This is a genomic window from Pseudomonas oleovorans subsp. oleovorans (assembly GCF_002197815.1).
GTDB lineage: Bacteria > Pseudomonadota > Gammaproteobacteria > Pseudomonadales > Pseudomonadaceae > Aquipseudomonas > Aquipseudomonas oleovorans.
Map to the genome: position 1 here is coordinate 1 of NZ_NIUB01000062.1, position 14,240 is coordinate 14,240.

Sequence of the window (14,240 nt, forward strand, 5' to 3'; positions counted from 1 at the left end):
ATTCATCATGGCTCAAGGCTAACGCCTTATCAGAAGTCGAATATACGGAAGCAGTCGTACCTAGGTTCAGAGGCAGATTATTTCACTGGCAAAACGGGAGGAGTCCATATACGGATGCAATCCGGGGCCGCCCCAGTTCGATTAAACCTCCCCGGATGCCTCCGGGTTACAGCAGCAGACCGTCGCTGGCCAGGCTGACGCCTTCCGGCAAGGCGTCGGGATGCTCCAGCAGCCAGGCGTCGAAGCTATGGCCAATATGGGTCAGCACCGCCTGTGTCGGCTGCAGGCGCTCGATGACCTCCAGCGCGCGGGTCAGGTCGTTGTGGTTGCGCGGCACCACTGGCTGCGGCGCGGTGGAGCAGTCGAGCACCAGCAGATCCAGCGGCGCGCGCTCAAGCTCGACGCAACTGGCTTCGGGTACGCCCACCGTGTCGGTGAGGTAGGCGATGCGTCTGCCCTGCCCTTCGAACAAATAGCCGAAAGTCGGCTTGGAATGATTCAGCGGCAACGCGGTGACGCTCAACTCGCCCAACTGGCGGCGCTCGAAAGCGGCGAACGGCTGGCTGAAATCGAGAATACCGGGGTGCTTGTACAGATCGGCCAGGCCTTCCGGGTCGTCCGGGCCATGCACTGGAATCACCAGCCCCTGGCCCCAACGCAAGTGCAACAGGCCCTGGGCGTGATCGGCGTGGTAGTGGGTCTGCAGAATGCCGCTGAGACTGTGCGGCGCGAAGCGCTCGGTGAGATCGGTCAGGCCGCTGTCGATCAGCCAGCACTGCGCGCCGCATTCGATCAGCGCGCAACAGGGGCCACGGCGCCGCGCGGGAGAGATGCGCGCCGCAGCGCAGGCCGGGCAGCTGCAGTTGTACACCGGCACCTGGCGCGCATCGCCGGTGCCGAGCAGGGTCAGGCGCATCGGCGGGTCTCGTCGAGCAGGTGCAGCAGGCAATTCACGGTCTGTTGCAGTGGGCCGGAGTTGTCTAGAACGCAAATGTGCTCCTGCGCAACAGTCGCCGCTGAAGCGCCTCCCACAACAGCAAAGCTGCGGCTGCGCGCCAGGCGCTGTTCGATCTGCTCTGGCGTCTCGCGGCCACGGGCCAGCAGGCGCTGGCGCAGCACCGCTTCGTCGACCTGCAGCAGAATCGCCAGCAGGTTTGGATAGCGCTGACGGGCGGCAGCCAGATGGCCGCGCGAACCGTTGATCAGCACGTCCTGCCCGGCGCTCAGCCAATCATCGATCTCGCGCGGGATGCCGTAGGCCAGGCCGTTGGCAAGCCAGCTCAGGGCGAAGGCGCCCTCGCCCTGCAGACGCTCGAACTCGTCCGGGGTGACGCCCAGTGCGTCCTCACCTACCGACTCCGCGCTACGGGTGATAACCCGCCGGGCGAAACGGCAGCCGTGCGCCTCCAGCGGCGCACGCGCGGCTTGCAACAGGCTGTCCTTGCCCGAGCCCGAAGGCCCCATCAGATAGATCAACCTGCCCTGCATCAGAATACCCTTCGTGCTTGGCGCCACACCTGCTGGATCACCGGCTGCTGGCCATGGGCCCTGGCTTGCACCAGGTCGGCGCGCAGGCCGACGCGAATCTCGCCGCGGTCATCCATACCCGCCGCCCTGGCCGGTGCGCGGCTCACGGTGGCGATGGCCGCAGGCAAATCATAGTCGTTGTCCTGCCCGGCGAGCAGCCAGGCCGCATGCAACAGGCTGGCCGGGTAGTAGTCGCTGGAAAGGATATCCAGCACGCCGTGACGTGCCAGCTCGGCGGCGGCGATATTGCCCGAATGCGAACCGCCACGCACCACGTTCGGAGCGCCCATCAGCACCTTCAGCCCCCGTTCGTGACTGGCCCTGGCGGCCTCCAGGGTGGTGGGAAATTCGGCGATGGCCATGCCAAAGCTGGCCGACTCCTGCACGTGGGCCAGGGTCGCGTCGTCATGGCTGGCCACCGAGATACCCCGGCTGTGGCAGTCCTCGACGATGGCGCGGCGCTGGCGGTCGCTATACTGGCGCGAATTGGCGATCTGCTCCTGAAGGAATTCCTCCATCTCCGCCGGGCTCAGGTGGTACTTGCCCGTATAGTACTCGCGGTACTTCTCCACCTTGGCGAACTGGCGCTGACCGGGCGAGTGATCCATTACCGACACCAGCGACACCAGCGGATGCTCCACCAGATCGCGGTAGATGGTCAGGGCATCGGGGTGGCATAGCTCGCAACGCAGGTGCAGGCGGTGCTCGGCGCGGGTCTGCCCGGCTGCCTCGCTGGCGGCAATGGCCTCGATCATCGTAGGCAATTGCTGCATGCGCCGGCCACGCGGGTTGATGTCGCCGATGGACAGCGCATCGAACACCGTGGTAATGCCGGCGGCAACGATCTGCGCATCGTGGGTCAGCACCGCCGAGGTCGACGGCCAGTCCACCCCGGGGCGCGGGCTCATGTGTTTCTCAAGGTTGTCGGTGTGCAGCTCCACCAGCCCCGGCAGCAGGTAATCGCCACCGAGATCCTGGGCTTGCGGCAGGCGGCTGGTGCCCTCATCCACCGCGGCGATCAGCCCGTCACGCAGCAGCAGCGAGCCGAGGAACTCGCGCTCGGCAGTGACGATACGGGCGTTGCTGAGAATCTGTTCAGACGACATAGACGTACTCCGGTTGCGCCGCCGCGGCGCTCATGTCGAGGTAACGGTCAGCCACCGCCTCGCGGGCGATGCGGTCATGGAAGATGCCGATCAGCGCGCTGCCGGCGGCCTTGGCCTCATTGATCAGCTCAAGCACCACTTGGCGGTTGGCGTCGTCCAGCGAGGCGGTGGGTTCGTCGAGCAGCAGCACCGGCCACTCGACCATGAAGCCGCGCGCAATATTGACGCGCTGCTGCTCACCGCCGGAGAAGGTGCCCGGCGCCAGTTGCCACAGCGCCTCAGGAATATTCAGCCGGCCTAGCAATGCCTTGGCTCGCGCCTCGGCGTCGCTGCGCGTCCAGCCACGCGACAGCGCCGGTTCCATCACCACGTCCAGGGTCGACACGCGTGGGATCACCCGCAGGAACTGGCTGACGTAACCCAGGCTCTGCCGACGCACCGCCAGCACCTGGCGCGGTTCGGCGCCGACCAGCTCCACCGACGCGCCCTGGTGGCGGATGCGGATGCTGCCGCCGGCAGCCAGATAGTTGCCGTACAGCGTGCGCAGCAGAGTCGACTTGCCAGCGCCGGACTGGCCGTGCAGCACCAGGCACTCGCCGCCGCGCACGGCGAAATTCAGGTCACGCAGCACCTGCAGGACGACGCCGTTCTGCTGGTGCAGGGTGAAGGTCTTGCTGAGGCCGCTGACCTCGATCAGGTTTTCCATGGTCAATACTCTCTGCGTTCGTGGGAGGGGCTTTAGCCGCGACAAAGAGGGGTCGCGGCTAAAGCCCCTCCCACAGGACGAAATCAGGGCTGCAACACCGACGACACCAACAGCTGCGAATACGGATGCTGCGGGTCGTCGAGAATCTGATCCGTCAGCCCCGCCTCCACCACGCGCGAACGGCGCATCACCATCAGCCGGTCGGCCAGCAGGCGCGCTACCGCCAGGTCGTGGGTGACGATCACCACCGCCAGGTCCAGCTCGCGCACCAGGCCGCGCAGCAGGTCGAGCAAGCGCGCCTGCACCGACACGTCCAGCCCTCCAGTCGGCTCGTCCATGAATACCAGGCGCGGCGCGGAAACCAGGTTGCGGGCGATCTGCAGGCGCTGCTGCATGCCACCGGAGAAGGTGCGCGGCAGGTCATCGATGCGCGCCGGGTCGATCTCCACCTGGCTCAGCCAGTCGAGCCCGGCGGCGCGCAGTTCACCGTAGTGGCGCACGCCCTGGGCCATCAGCCGCTCGCCGATGTTGGCGCCGGCCGACACCGCCATGCGCAGGCCGTCACGCGGGTTCTGCTCGACGAAACCCCATTCGGTGCGCAGCAGCGTGCGCCGCTCGGCTTCACTGGCGCTGTACAGGTCGAGCCACTGGCCGTCACGGCCGCGATAACTCACAGTGCCGCGCTCCGGCGGGCAGCGCCCCGAGAGCAGGCTGAGCAAGGTGGACTTGCCCGAGCCGGACTCCCCGACGATGCCCAGCACCTCGCCGGGATAGAGGTCGAAACTCACGCCCTGGCAACCCTTTTCCGGGCCGTACAGGCGGGTCAGGTCACGCGCCGAGAACAGCGGCTCGGCCGCTGCCACGGCAGGTTGCAGACGTTCGGCGGCGCTCATTGCAGGCTCTCCTCAAGGCGCTCGGTGCGCTGGCGGCAGTAGTCGGTGTCGGAGCAGACGTAGCGCTTGCTGCCGGCGTCGTCGACGATCAGCTCGTCGAGGAAGGACTCGCTGCTGCCGCAGAAGGCGCAGCACTCGTCCCAGCGCTGCACGGCGAAGGGGTGATCCTCGAAGTCCAGGCTGACCACGCGGGTAAAGGGCGGCACCGCGTACAGGCGTTTCTCGCGACCAGCGCCGAACAGCATCAGCGCCGGGCTCATGTCCAGCTTGGGGTTGTCGAATTTCGGGATCGGCGACGGGTCCATCACGTAGCGCTCGTCCACCGTCACCGGGTAGGCGTAGGCAGTGGCGATATGGCCGAAGGTGGCGATGTCCTCGTACAGCTTCACGTGCATCACGCCGTAGTCCTCCAGCGCGTGCATGGTCCGCGTCTCCTGCTCGCTCGGCTCGATAAAGCGCAGCGGCTCGGGAATCGGCACCTGATAGACCATGATCTGCCCGGCCGCGAGCGGCGTTTCCGGGATGCGGTGGCGGGTCTGGATCACGCTGGCCTCCTCCGTGCGTTCGGTGGTGTCGACGCCAGCGGTGCGGGCGAAGAAGCGGCGAATCGACACCGCGTTGGTGGTGTCGTCAGCACCCTGATCGATGACCTTGAGCACATCGTTCGCACCAAGAATGGCGGCGGTCAGCTGCATGCCGCCGGTGCCCCAGCCATAGGGCAGCGGCATCTCACGACCGCCGAAAGGCACCTGGTAACCGGGGATCGCCACGGCCTTGAGCAGGCCGCGACGGATCATGCGCTTGGTCTGCTCGTCCAGGTAGGCGAAGTTGTAGGCCGTCGCCTCACGGGCGCCGCTTGCAGTGCAAAGATTCATCAGCGGTTCTCCTCTGCCGACGCCTGACGGCGCAGCGTGCGGATCAGTTCCAGTTCGGCCTGGAAGTCGACGTAGTGCGGCAATTTGAGGTGCGAGACGAAGCCGGCAGCCTCGACGTTGTCGCAGTGCATCAGTACGAACTCCTCTTCCTGCGCCGGGCCCTGCACCTCTTCGCCGTATTCGCCGGCACGCAGGGCGCGGTCGACCAGGGCCATGCCCATGGCCTTACGCTCGGCATAGCCGAAGGCCAGGCCGTAGCCGCGAGTGAACTGCGCCTGCTCGGCGCTTTCCCCGACGAACTGGTTGACCATCTCGCACTCGGTGATTTCGATGTCGCCCAGCGGCACGGCGAAGCCCAGTTCGGCGGGCGTCATCCACACGTCCACGGCGCCGATGCGGATTTCCCCGGCGAAGGGATGGTTGCGCCCGTAACCGCGCTGAGTGGAATAGCCCAGCGCCAGAAGGAAGCCTTCATCACCACGCGCCAGTGCCTGCAGGCGCTCGGCGCGGCTGGCGGGAAAGGCCAGCGGCTCGCGGGTGATATCCGGCACCGGCGCACCGTCATCCGTCTCGCGGGTCATCAGCCCTTCGTCAGCGAGAAAATCCAGCACCCGCGGACAGGGCTTGGGCTCATCGGTCACCGCCGCTTGCGGCGCCGGATACTCACCCTCGGCCAGCAGGGCGAAATCCAGCAGGCGGTGGGTGTAGTCGAAGGTCGGGCCAAGCAATTGGCCACCCGGCAAGTCCTTGAAGGTGGCGGAGATACGCCGCTCCAGCTGCATCTGCGTGGTATCCAGCGGCTCGCTGGCACCGAAGCGCGGCAGCGTGGTGCGGTAGGCGCGCAGCAGGAAGATGGCCTCCATCAGGTCGCCTGCGGCCTGCTTGATCGCCAGCGCAGCCAGTTCCTCGTCGTACAGCGAGCCTTCGCTCATGACGCGGGCCACGGCCAGCGGCAACTGTTGGCGGATCTGTTTAACGCCCAATTCAGCGATCGTGGTATCGCCACGGCGACGGCTGGCCAGCAGTTGATGGGCATTGTCGATGGCGCGTTCGCCACCCTTGACGGCGACATACATCAGGCAGCCTCCTCGGTTTCGATCAGCACGCGGGTGCTACGCGGCAGGCCGATCACTTCGCTGCCTGCGGCAAAGAAGCAATCCAGACCACGGGGAAAGGCGCTGCGCGCCTGGCGCTGTTGCCAGAACACGGCCGGCAACGGCAGGTTGACGCTGCGCACGTCCCTGATGCCGGGACCGCGCCAACGCAAGGCAGACCCGGCATGCAGATCGTCGAGTTGAATCAGCAGCGTGCAGGACTGGTCCGGGTAGCGTTCGCTGCCATTGTCGAAGTCCGACAGATCGTCCAGCTCGCTTTCATCGAGCAAGGCGAACAGGGCGATCTCACGTTCAGCGACAATCGGGCAGCCGCAGTGGAACGCCAGGTTGGCGCGAATCAGCGGCGTGTCGAAACGCGGCGCCAGCCACAGAGGCGTATCACTGTCGAGGAAGGCCAGACACAAGCCATAGGTAGCTGGAGCCAGATCGCCCAAGGCATGGGCACGATCCATGGCGCGCGGCAACCCCGGTTCGGCCAGGGCTCCGAGGGCCGCGCGGAAACTGACCTGAGCGTCGAGCACCGGGTCGTCGAAAGCCGGTTGCAGCCAGTGCGAACTGTGCGGCGTAGTCATCAATCCTCTCCTCTGACCAGGGTGAAGAACTCGACCTGGGTGGTGGCAGTCTGTGCGGCTCGGGCCAGACGCTGTTCGCGCTGCTGGCGGGCCAGGGGGTCGATCAGGTCACTGAGCCAGCGCGCCTGGTCACTGCCCTGCAGGTGGGCGTCGGCCAGGGCGGCCAGTTCAGCGCGGCGCTTGTCGCGACCAGCCAGGTAGCTGTAGCCGGTACGGCCGTCGGCCAGGCGCACCACGCAGCGGGTCACGGTCATCTCGCCGAGGTTGAAGGCGCTGCCGGTGCCGCCCATGCGCCCGCGCACCAGGGTCATGCCCACCTCCGGGGCGCGGATCAGCTGGTAGGCGCTGTCTTTCAGCGCCGCCTCATGGGCGTCGAGAGCGCTGCCGGCGCGGGCCAGCACGCCCATCCAGCGCTGCCGCGCGGCGATGTTCGGGTCGGTTTCGTTCATGCGGGTCTCCATCAGGTCGCTACCTGGTACTGGAAGCGGTCGGCGCGGCTGCTGGACTGCGCCAGCTCCACCGCCCGGCCAGCGGGATCGCGGGACAATGTGAGTACGCTGAGCAGCGGCGCATGGCGCGGCATCAGCAGGTGCGCGGCTTCTGCGTGACTGGGCAGACGCGCACCAATCAGGCTGAAAGTGCGCGCCAGCGGCAGGTCGCGCTCGGCCAGGTACTGGCGCAGCGAACCACCCTGGTAGTCGGCCAGTAGCGGCGCCAGGCTGGCGCAGAAGCGGTGGCGGATCAGGCTCAGCGGCTGGCCCTCGAGCAGGCGCAGGGTGGTCAGCTCGATCAGCTCACTGCCGTCGGGCAGTTGCAGGTGGCGGCATTCCTCACTACTACCGGGGCGATGCTGGCGTTCGATCAACTGCGCTTCAACGCAGTGACCCAGCGCCGACAGCGACTGACTGAAGGCACTGCCCGCCTCCACCGGGTACACCAGCGGTTTGGCCAACACCTGGGTACCCTTGCCCTGGCGACGCAGCAGGCGACCTTCGAGCACCAGTTCGTCCACGGCGCGGCGCAGGGTGTGGCGGTTGACGGCAAAGCGCGCGGCCAGTTGCATCTCGCCCGGCAGGTAATCGCCCGGGCTCATGTGCTGCAACTCTTCGCGCAGCACGCCAGCCAGCTCCAGGTAGAGCGGCTGATCTTGTCTAGACATGTGCATGGTCTGAAAAGGGCGCACGCAGGCGCCCTCCCTCTCGTTCAGATAAAAAGCTTGCGCAGGCGCTGGGACAGGATGTCGATGGCGCTCACCACCAGGATGATCACGATCAGCAGCGCGCAGGTCTGGGCAAACTGGAAGCCGCGAATCGACTCCCAGAGCATCACCCCGATACCCCCGGCACCGACCATGCCGACCACCGTGGCCGAGCGCACGTTGGACTCGAAGCGATACAGCGAGAAGGAAATCCACAGTGGCAACACCTGGGGGATGACGCCGAAGATCACCTCCTGCAGGGCGCTGGCGCCGGTGGCGCGCACACCTTCGACCGGGCCGGGATCGATGGCCTCGACCGCCTCGGCGAACAATTTGGCCAGCACCCCGGTGGTGCTGATGAACAGCGCCAGCACGCCGGCGAAGGGGCCGAGCCCGACCGCAACGACGAAGAGCATGGCGAAGACCATTTCATTGATCGAACGACAGGCATCCATCACCCGGCGTACCGGCTGGTACACCCACCAGGGCACGATGTTCTCGGCACAGAGAATGCCCAGCGGAATGGCGCAGAGGATGGCCAGCACCGTGCCCCACAGAGCGATCTGCACGGTGACGAGCATTTCCTTGAGGTAGAACTCCCAATTGCTGAAATCCGGTGGGAAGAAATCGGCGGCGAAGGTGGCCATGTTGCCGCTGTCGCGAACCAGGGCCAGCGGATTCATTTCCGCGCCCTGCCAGGACCAGGCAAGCACGGCCAGGAACAGCCCCCAGCCGATCAACTGCAACCAGCTGCGCTTGCCATCGGCAACCGGATTTAGGGTAGTCAGAGTGGTCATCAAGGTATCTCGGGAAAAACCATTGCAGTCAGCCCCCCGGCGTCGACCGAGGGGCTGCCAGGATCAACCGGCGCTGGCGCCGTTCTGCTTCTCGAGCTCGGCCATGCGCTGTTCCAACTTGGCCAGTTCAGCATCCAGCGCCTTGAGCTGGGCCTGCTTGTCGGCGTCCTTGAGCTTGTCGTTGTTGGCCACTTCGGTGCGTTTCTTGAACAGCTCGAGCTGACGAATCGGCAGCAGCTGATCGTCATTCGAGGCACGGAACTTGCCCCACTGCAGCCCTTCCAGGACTTTCAGTTCCTGCGGCTGGTCGCCATAGCTCATGAAGAATTCACGCAGCTTGTCGCGGGTTTCCTGCGGCAGGTTCTTGCGCCAGACGATGGGGTCGGACGGGATCAGCGGCGAGGTCCAGATCACCTTGAGCTGCGCGGCCTTGTCCGGCGCGGTCACTTCCAGACGCTCCATGCCCTCGCTGTTGAAGGTGCCGACATCGACCTGCTTGTTGGCCACCGACAAGGCGTTGACCTCATGACTGCCGTTGAGCGAGCGCTTGAAGATCTTGCCGGCGTCGGCGTTGTTCTGGGCGAACACGTAGTAACCGGGCACCAGATAACCGGAAGTGGAGTTCGGGTCGCCGTTGGCGAAGGTCAGGCTCTTGGCGTTCTTGAGCATGTCCTCGACCGAATTGATCGGGCTGTCCTTGTGCGCCACCAGCAGGCTGTAGTAGCCCTGGGCGCCGTTGGCCGCTACGGTCTGGGCGAAGATCTCGCCGCCGGCGCGGTCCACCGCTTCCATCGCCGACTTGTTGCCGTACCAGGCCACGTCGACCTTGTCGAAGCGCATGCCCTGGATGATCCCGGCATAGTCCGGGGCGAAGAAGGCGTTGATCTTCACCCCGGTCTGCTTGCTCATGTCAGCCAGGAAGGGGTCCCACATGGCCTTGAGGTTCTGCGAAGACTCGGTGGAAATGATGCCGAAGTTGAGTTCCTCGGCGGCCTGGGCCGAGCTCAGCAGGGAACCGGTGACGAGCGCGGAGGCAGCCAGCACCTGGCCGATGCGTTTGAACATGGAGCACACTCCTGTTGCGGGTTGGCGTTAGGGTTCGAATCTGAGGGACGTCAGACCTTGGCCAGCGTCAGCGGACGCTCTACAGCCCGTGGGCGCTGCCCTTGCGGCAGCAGCAGGCTGATATCGAGATCGCCGCCGTAGAGGTCATTGAGGAAATCTGGGTTGAAGCCCGCGGTCGGGCCGTCGAAATGAATTCGCCCGCCCTTGAGCGCCACGGCGCGCTGGCAATAGCGCACCGCGTAATCGACCTGATGCAGGGTCACCACCACCGTCTTGCCATCGCGGCGGTTGATGTCGGCGAGAATCTCCATCACCTTGCGCGCCGACTCCGGGTCGAGCGAGGCGATGGGTTCGTCGGCGAGAATCACCTCGGCCTGCTGGCACAGCGCGCGGGCGATGGCCACGCGTTGCTGCTGCCCCCCGGACAGGGTCGAAGCACGCTGTGCGGCGAACTCGGCCAGACCGACCCGCTCCAGCGCCTGCATGGCACGCTGCCTTTCCTCGGCATTGAACAGGCTGAGGCTGCCACGCCAGCGCGGCATGCGCCCCAGACCACCGAGCAGCACGTTCTGCATCACACTGAGGCGGCCGACCAGATTGAACTGCTGGAAGATGTAGCCGATATCGGCGCGCTGACGGCGCACGTCGCCGTTGAGGCGACCATCGGCCTGGACCTGGCGACCGAGCACTTCGATACTGCCGGCATCGCCGCGTGCCAAGCCGGCGAGATGGCGCAGCAGGGTCGACTTGCCCGACCCCGAAGCACCGATCAAGGCCACCATTTCACCTGGCTGTACCGACAGCGCCAGGTCGAACAACGCCTGTTTGCGGCCGAAGCTCTTGTTCAGACGGTCGACTCGAATCGCTGCGCGCATGGGCTGGCCCTCTACTATCATTGTCGATACGAAGGCAGCTAACTCGCGCCTTCTGGTGTAGACCAAGGTAGGCGCAAGCTGTGTCAGACCCGCGAACCACGGATGACGATTGAGTGACCGAAACTTGAAACTTTTATGCTCGAGCCACGCGACAAGATGAGTTCTGCCGAATACCACGCATTTCAGACAATCGGTGCTGGCATAAAGCCGCCACCTGAATCACAATCCGACACGTATTTGGCGTCAAGGAACTGTTCAGATGACTCTCGGGTCATAATGACGCAGAACGCGATACCGGTTGAACGGCTAGTGCGAAACACGGTCAAACCGGTGACAATCTCGACACTGACTACCAGTATCGCTCCCTGAACTAACCGGTAATGTATGCGCCCTATGAAACAGGCTATTTACTCCAGCCGCACGGCTGACAAATTTGTCGTTCGCTTGCCAGATGGCATGCGTGAGCGTATCGCTGACGTAGCACGCAACCATCATCGCAGCATGAATTCGGAAATCATCGCCCGCCTGGAGCAGAGCATGCTTCAGGAAGGTGCGCTGGATGACGATCTCAGCCTGCGTCTCGACAGCCCCGAACTGAGCCTCCATGAGCGTGAATTGCTGCAGCGTTTTCGTCAGTTGTCGCGCCGCCAGCAGAACGCGCTGGTCGCTCTGATTGCCCACGACGTGGAAATGGCCGCCGAAGAAGCCTGAGGCGAGCCCTAAGAGCCTGTTCAAAGTCTCGCGAGCTAGCAGCTTGTTGAAATTCGCCCACGCCCTGCCTGGTTTTGCGGCGTGTGGTTTACGATATTGCTGCAGCTGTTCTACTCGCTACACAGCGAGCGCATGCTCATGGAACAACTGGGCTACAACCTGCTTTTTCGCTGGTTCGTCGGCCTGGCCATCGACGACCCGGTGTGGGATCACTCGGTGTTCTCGAAGAACCGTGACCGCCTCAATGCTCAGGCCGTGGCCACCGAGTTTCTGAGCGAAGTGGTGCGCCTGGCCGAGAAGCATGGACTGATGTCGGGTGAGCACTTCTCGGTCGACGGCACCCTGCTGCAGCACGGCCTTTCTCGATACCTGGCGCCCTGGTAGAACTGATGAACTGACCCGGCTTACAGCAGGAAGATCGACGCCAAGCCCAGGAAGATGAAGAAACCGCCGCTGTCGGTCACCGCAGTGATCATCACGCTGGCCCCCATGGCCGGGTCGCGCCCGAGGCGCGCCAGGGTCATGGGGATCAGCACCCCCATCAGCGCCGCCAGCAGAAGGTTGAGCGTCATTGCCGCGGTCATCACCACGCCCAGCGACCAGCTGTCGTACAGGTAATAGGCCACCCCACCAATCACGCCGCCCCAGAGGATGCCGTTGATCAGGGAAACCCCCAGCTCCTTGCGCACCAGCCGCGCGGTGTTACCGGTACTGACCTGATCCAGCGCTATGGCGCGCACGATCATGGTGATGGTCTGGTTACCCGAGTTGCCGCCGATACCGGCAACGATAGGCATCAGCGCCGCCAGCGCCACCAGCTTCTCGATCGAGCCTTCGAACAGGCCGATCACCCGCGAAGCGAGGAATGCGGTGACCAGGTTGATCGCCAGCCAGGCCCAACGGTTGCGCACCGACTTCCACACCGAGGCGAAGATGTCTTCTTCCTCGCGCAGACCGGCCATGTTCAGCACTTCGCTTTCGCTTTCCTCACGGATCAGGTCGACCATCTCGTCGATGGTCAGACGGCCGATCAGCTTGCCGTTCTTGTCCACCACCGGGGCGGAAATCAGGTCGTAACGTTCGAAGGCCTGGGCGGCGTCATAAGCATCATCATCCGGGTGAAAACTCACCGGATCGTCGGCCATGACTTCGCCGACCTGCTTGTCCGGGTCGTTGACCAGCAGGCGTTTGATCGGCAGCACGCCCTTGAGCACGCCGTCGTAATCGACCACGAACAGCTTGTCGGTATGGCTCGGCAGCTCTTTCAGGCGGCGCAGATAACGCAGAACCACCTCCAGGCTGACGTCTTCGCGGATGGTGACCATCTCGAAGTCCATCAGCGCACCGACCTGATCTTCTTCGTAGGACAGGGCCGAACGCACACGCTCGCGCTGCTGGGCGTCGAGCGATTCCATCAGCTCGTGAACGACGTCGCGCGGCAGTTCCGGCGCCAGGTCGGCGAGCTCGTCGGCGTCCAGGTCCTTGGCCGCGGCGAGAATCTCGTGATCGTCCATGTCGGCGATCAGGGTTTCCCGTACCGCGTCAGAGACTTCCAGCAGGATGTCGCCATCGCGCTCGGACTTGACCAACTGCCAGACGGTGAGACGTTCGTCGAGCGGCAAGGCTTCGAGGATGTGGGCGATGTCCGCAGGGTGCAGATCTTCGAGCTTGCGCTGCAGCTCGACGAGATTCTGACGATGCACCAGGTTCTCGACCCGGTCGTGATGCTGGCCTTCCTGACGATGAGTCAAGTCTTCGACCAGCTTGTGCCGATGCAGCAGTTCGATCACCTGGGCCAGGCGATCCTGCAAGCTCTCTTGCGGCTTTTTGGCTTCTAATTCAGTCATAGCGCGCTCCACCCCAGTTGGCGGACACGCCAGAGGGGATCAATCAGGTCTTACACGATTGTGCGAGGGGAGTATTGAGTAACTACTGGGTAAGTCCATGGTGGTATTCCACAAGCCCCGGCGGGGCTGACGCGGCGAATGATAACACCGCAAAACAGCTTTGTACGTGACAAAAGCGCGGCAAGAACAACTGCTTGCATCACAAACTTCGATCTCGCATGAAAACCTGGCTATGCGACGCCAGCTACCCGCGTCAGGACACCCTGGCGAGTACGAAAAAACGGTCTAACCTGAAGCAGGCAAACGTCAGGGAGGACGACTCATGCGAGGACTGCACTTCGCAGCGCTATTGGCCGCTGCACTTCTCTACCCTATTGCAGACAGCTCAGCGGCCAGTGTGTTCCGCTGCGTGAGTGCAAATGGCCATGTCACCTTCACCCGCCACGGCTGCGCCGACGATCAAGAGCAGCACCTGCAGGATACGCGCAACCACACGCCCAGCAGCGGCAAGGCAATCCCTCTCGCGGACCCAGGCCGGCGCGCAGCAACCACCACGACCGGCAGTGGCGAGCTGGTCATCGTCGGCCAACAGGACGATGGTTGCGACAACCTGCTGACCAGCAGCGAGAGACGCCAGGCGATCATCCGCAAGGAAGTCCGCCTCGGCATGAGCCGCGCCGACGTGGAAAGCAGCCTGGGCAAGCCAGACAGAGTCACCAGCAGCAATGGGCAGCAGCGCTACCACTACCGAGAGAAACGTAAAGGCGGGAACAGCCGACAGGTCAGCTTCGACGAAGCCGGCTGCGTGAAGAAATAACGCACAATCGGCATAGGGGGCAGTTCTGATGAACTGCGCCCCTGCCACACCACCCGGCATGCGGGTCCGCACCGGGCGGTTCGAGGGATTGAGGTTATGAGAGTCGGGCTAATCCCAGGCGGTCGAACCAGGCCAG

16 protein-coding genes and 1 pseudogene are annotated in these 14,240 nt (G+C 64.4%); 3 read left to right on the top strand and 14 right to left on the bottom strand.

Annotation, left to right across the window (positions count from 1 at the left end; all coding sequences use genetic code 11):
* Positions 1-166 precede the first annotated feature (166 nt).
* The 13 genes from phnP to phnC all read right to left on the bottom strand — a co-directional run bounded on the left by phnP (position 167) and on the right by phnC (position 10,729).
* A complete protein-coding gene (gene phnP / locus PSOLE_RS22530) occupies positions 167-916 on the bottom strand; it encodes a phosphonate metabolism protein PhnP (protein ID WP_074861186.1) in 750 nt (249 codons plus the stop codon).
* A complete protein-coding gene (phnN, locus tag PSOLE_RS22535) occupies positions 907-1,488 on the bottom strand; it encodes a phosphonate metabolism protein/1,5-bisphosphokinase (PRPP-forming) PhnN (RefSeq protein WP_074861184.1) in 582 nt (193 codons plus the stop codon). Before phnN ends, phnP begins: the two co-directional genes overlap by 10 nt.
* On the bottom strand, positions 1,488-2,633 hold the full coding sequence (locus PSOLE_RS22540; protein WP_074861182.1) for an alpha-D-ribose 1-methylphosphonate 5-triphosphate diphosphatase: 1,146 nt from the start codon (positions 2,631-2,633) through the stop codon (positions 1,488-1,490). The genes phnN and PSOLE_RS22540 overlap by 1 nt, the downstream gene beginning before the upstream one ends.
* Entirely contained in the window at positions 2,623-3,339 is a 717-nt protein-coding gene (gene phnL / locus PSOLE_RS22545) for a phosphonate C-P lyase system protein PhnL (RefSeq protein ID WP_074861180.1), read from the bottom strand. The genes PSOLE_RS22540 and phnL overlap by 11 nt, the downstream gene beginning before the upstream one ends.
* Before the next feature lie 83 nt (positions 3,340-3,422).
* Positions 3,423-4,232, bottom strand: a complete 810-nt coding sequence (phnK, locus tag PSOLE_RS22550) for a phosphonate C-P lyase system protein PhnK (protein ID WP_074861179.1) — start codon at positions 4,230-4,232, stop codon at positions 3,423-3,425.
* Positions 4,229-5,107, bottom strand: a complete 879-nt coding sequence (locus tag PSOLE_RS22555; RefSeq protein ID WP_074861178.1) for an alpha-D-ribose 1-methylphosphonate 5-phosphate C-P-lyase PhnJ — start codon at positions 5,105-5,107, stop codon at positions 4,229-4,231. The genes phnK and PSOLE_RS22555 overlap by 4 nt, the downstream gene beginning before the upstream one ends.
* Positions 5,107-6,183: a carbon-phosphorus lyase complex subunit PhnI gene (locus PSOLE_RS22560; protein ID WP_074861176.1), complete on the bottom strand. Its 1,077-nt coding sequence runs from the start codon at positions 6,181-6,183 to the stop codon at positions 5,107-5,109. The genes PSOLE_RS22555 and PSOLE_RS22560 overlap by 1 nt, the downstream gene beginning before the upstream one ends.
* Complete coding sequence (gene phnH, locus PSOLE_RS22565) at positions 6,183-6,794, bottom strand: phosphonate C-P lyase system protein PhnH (protein WP_074861173.1); 612 nt, start codon at positions 6,792-6,794, stop codon at positions 6,183-6,185. Before phnH ends, PSOLE_RS22560 begins: the two co-directional genes overlap by 1 nt.
* On the bottom strand, positions 6,794-7,243 hold the full coding sequence (phnG, locus tag PSOLE_RS22570) for a phosphonate C-P lyase system protein PhnG (protein ID WP_074861171.1): 450 nt from the start codon (positions 7,241-7,243) through the stop codon (positions 6,794-6,796). Before phnG ends, phnH begins: the two co-directional genes overlap by 1 nt.
* A gap of 11 nt (positions 7,244-7,254) precedes the next feature.
* Positions 7,255-7,977, bottom strand: a complete 723-nt coding sequence (gene phnF, locus PSOLE_RS22575) for a phosphonate metabolism transcriptional regulator PhnF (RefSeq protein ID WP_083393771.1) — start codon at positions 7,975-7,977, stop codon at positions 7,255-7,257.
* Between the two features lie 20 nt (positions 7,978-7,997).
* The gene (phnE, locus tag PSOLE_RS22580; RefSeq protein WP_074861167.1) at positions 7,998-8,789 is read right to left on the bottom strand and encodes a phosphonate ABC transporter, permease protein PhnE; all 792 of its coding nucleotides are present in this window, start codon (positions 8,787-8,789) and stop codon (positions 7,998-8,000) included.
* A gap of 63 nt (positions 8,790-8,852) precedes the next feature.
* The gene (gene phnD, locus PSOLE_RS22585; protein ID WP_074861164.1) at positions 8,853-9,854 is read right to left on the bottom strand and encodes a phosphonate ABC transporter substrate-binding protein; all 1,002 of its coding nucleotides are present in this window, start codon (positions 9,852-9,854) and stop codon (positions 8,853-8,855) included.
* 50 nt (positions 9,855-9,904) lie between these two features.
* The gene (gene phnC / locus PSOLE_RS22590) at positions 9,905-10,729 is read right to left on the bottom strand and encodes a phosphonate ABC transporter ATP-binding protein (RefSeq protein ID WP_003461865.1); all 825 of its coding nucleotides are present in this window, start codon (positions 10,727-10,729) and stop codon (positions 9,905-9,907) included.
* 384 nt (positions 10,730-11,113) lie between these two features.
* On the opposite strand from phnC, the gene PSOLE_RS22595 reads away from it, so the two are divergent.
* On the top strand, positions 11,114-11,440 hold the full coding sequence (locus tag PSOLE_RS22595) for an Arc family DNA-binding protein (protein WP_003461866.1): 327 nt from the start codon (positions 11,114-11,116) through the stop codon (positions 11,438-11,440).
* A gap of 93 nt (positions 11,441-11,533) precedes the next feature.
* Positions 11,534-11,791 (top strand): annotated as a pseudogene (locus PSOLE_RS22600) (transposase); the annotation flags it as partial.
* 53 nt (positions 11,792-11,844) lie between these two features.
* Here PSOLE_RS22600 and mgtE read toward each other — a convergent pair.
* Positions 11,845-13,287, bottom strand: coding sequence for a magnesium transporter (gene mgtE / locus PSOLE_RS22605; RefSeq protein WP_074861162.1), 1,443 nt, complete (start codon positions 13,285-13,287; stop codon positions 11,845-11,847).
* A gap of 322 nt (positions 13,288-13,609) precedes the next feature.
* Here mgtE and bamE point away from each other — a divergent pair, with 322 nt between their 5' ends.
* Entirely contained in the window at positions 13,610-14,104 is a 495-nt protein-coding gene (bamE, locus tag PSOLE_RS24855; RefSeq protein ID WP_003461873.1) for an outer membrane protein assembly factor BamE domain-containing protein, read from the top strand.
* The last annotated feature ends 136 nt before the right edge of the window (positions 14,105-14,240 follow it).

Excerpts from the sequence above, each read along its gene's own strand:
- phnP (WP_074861186.1), bottom strand. The coding sequence starts at position 916 with ATGCGCCTGACCCTGCTCGGCACCGGCGATGCGCGCCAGGTGCCGGTG.
- phnN (WP_074861184.1), bottom strand. The coding sequence starts at position 1,488 with ATGCAGGGCAGGTTGATCTATCTGATGGGGCCTTCGGGCTCGGGCAAG.
- phnC (WP_003461865.1), bottom strand. The coding sequence starts at position 10,729 with ATGCGCGCAGCGATTCGAGTCGACCGTCTGAACAAGAGCTTCGGCCGC.
- phnG (WP_074861171.1), bottom strand. The coding sequence starts at position 7,243 with ATGAACGAAACCGACCCGAACATCGCCGCGCGGCAGCGCTGGATGGGC.
- phnL (WP_074861180.1), bottom strand. The coding sequence starts at position 3,339 with ATGGAAAACCTGATCGAGGTCAGCGGCCTCAGCAAGACCTTCACCCTG.
- phnD (WP_074861164.1), bottom strand. The coding sequence starts at position 9,854 with ATGTTCAAACGCATCGGCCAGGTGCTGGCTGCCTCCGCGCTCGTCACC.
- mgtE (WP_074861162.1), bottom strand. The coding sequence starts at position 13,287 with ATGACTGAATTAGAAGCCAAAAAGCCGCAAGAGAGCTTGCAGGATCGC.
- PSOLE_RS22595 (WP_003461866.1), top strand. The coding sequence starts at position 11,114 with ATGCGCCCTATGAAACAGGCTATTTACTCCAGCCGCACGGCTGACAAA.
- PSOLE_RS22555 (WP_074861178.1), bottom strand. The coding sequence starts at position 5,107 with ATGAATCTTTGCACTGCAAGCGGCGCCCGTGAGGCGACGGCCTACAAC.
- PSOLE_RS22560 (WP_074861176.1), bottom strand. The coding sequence starts at position 6,183 with ATGTATGTCGCCGTCAAGGGTGGCGAACGCGCCATCGACAATGCCCAT.
- PSOLE_RS22540 (WP_074861182.1), bottom strand. The coding sequence starts at position 2,633 with ATGTCGTCTGAACAGATTCTCAGCAACGCCCGTATCGTCACTGCCGAG.
- phnE (WP_074861167.1), bottom strand. The coding sequence starts at position 8,789 with ATGACCACTCTGACTACCCTAAATCCGGTTGCCGATGGCAAGCGCAGC.
- phnK (WP_074861179.1), bottom strand. The coding sequence starts at position 4,232 with ATGAGCGCCGCCGAACGTCTGCAACCTGCCGTGGCAGCGGCCGAGCCG.
- phnH (WP_074861173.1), bottom strand. The coding sequence starts at position 6,794 with ATGACTACGCCGCACAGTTCGCACTGGCTGCAACCGGCTTTCGACGAC.
- bamE (WP_003461873.1), top strand. The coding sequence starts at position 13,610 with ATGCGAGGACTGCACTTCGCAGCGCTATTGGCCGCTGCACTTCTCTAC.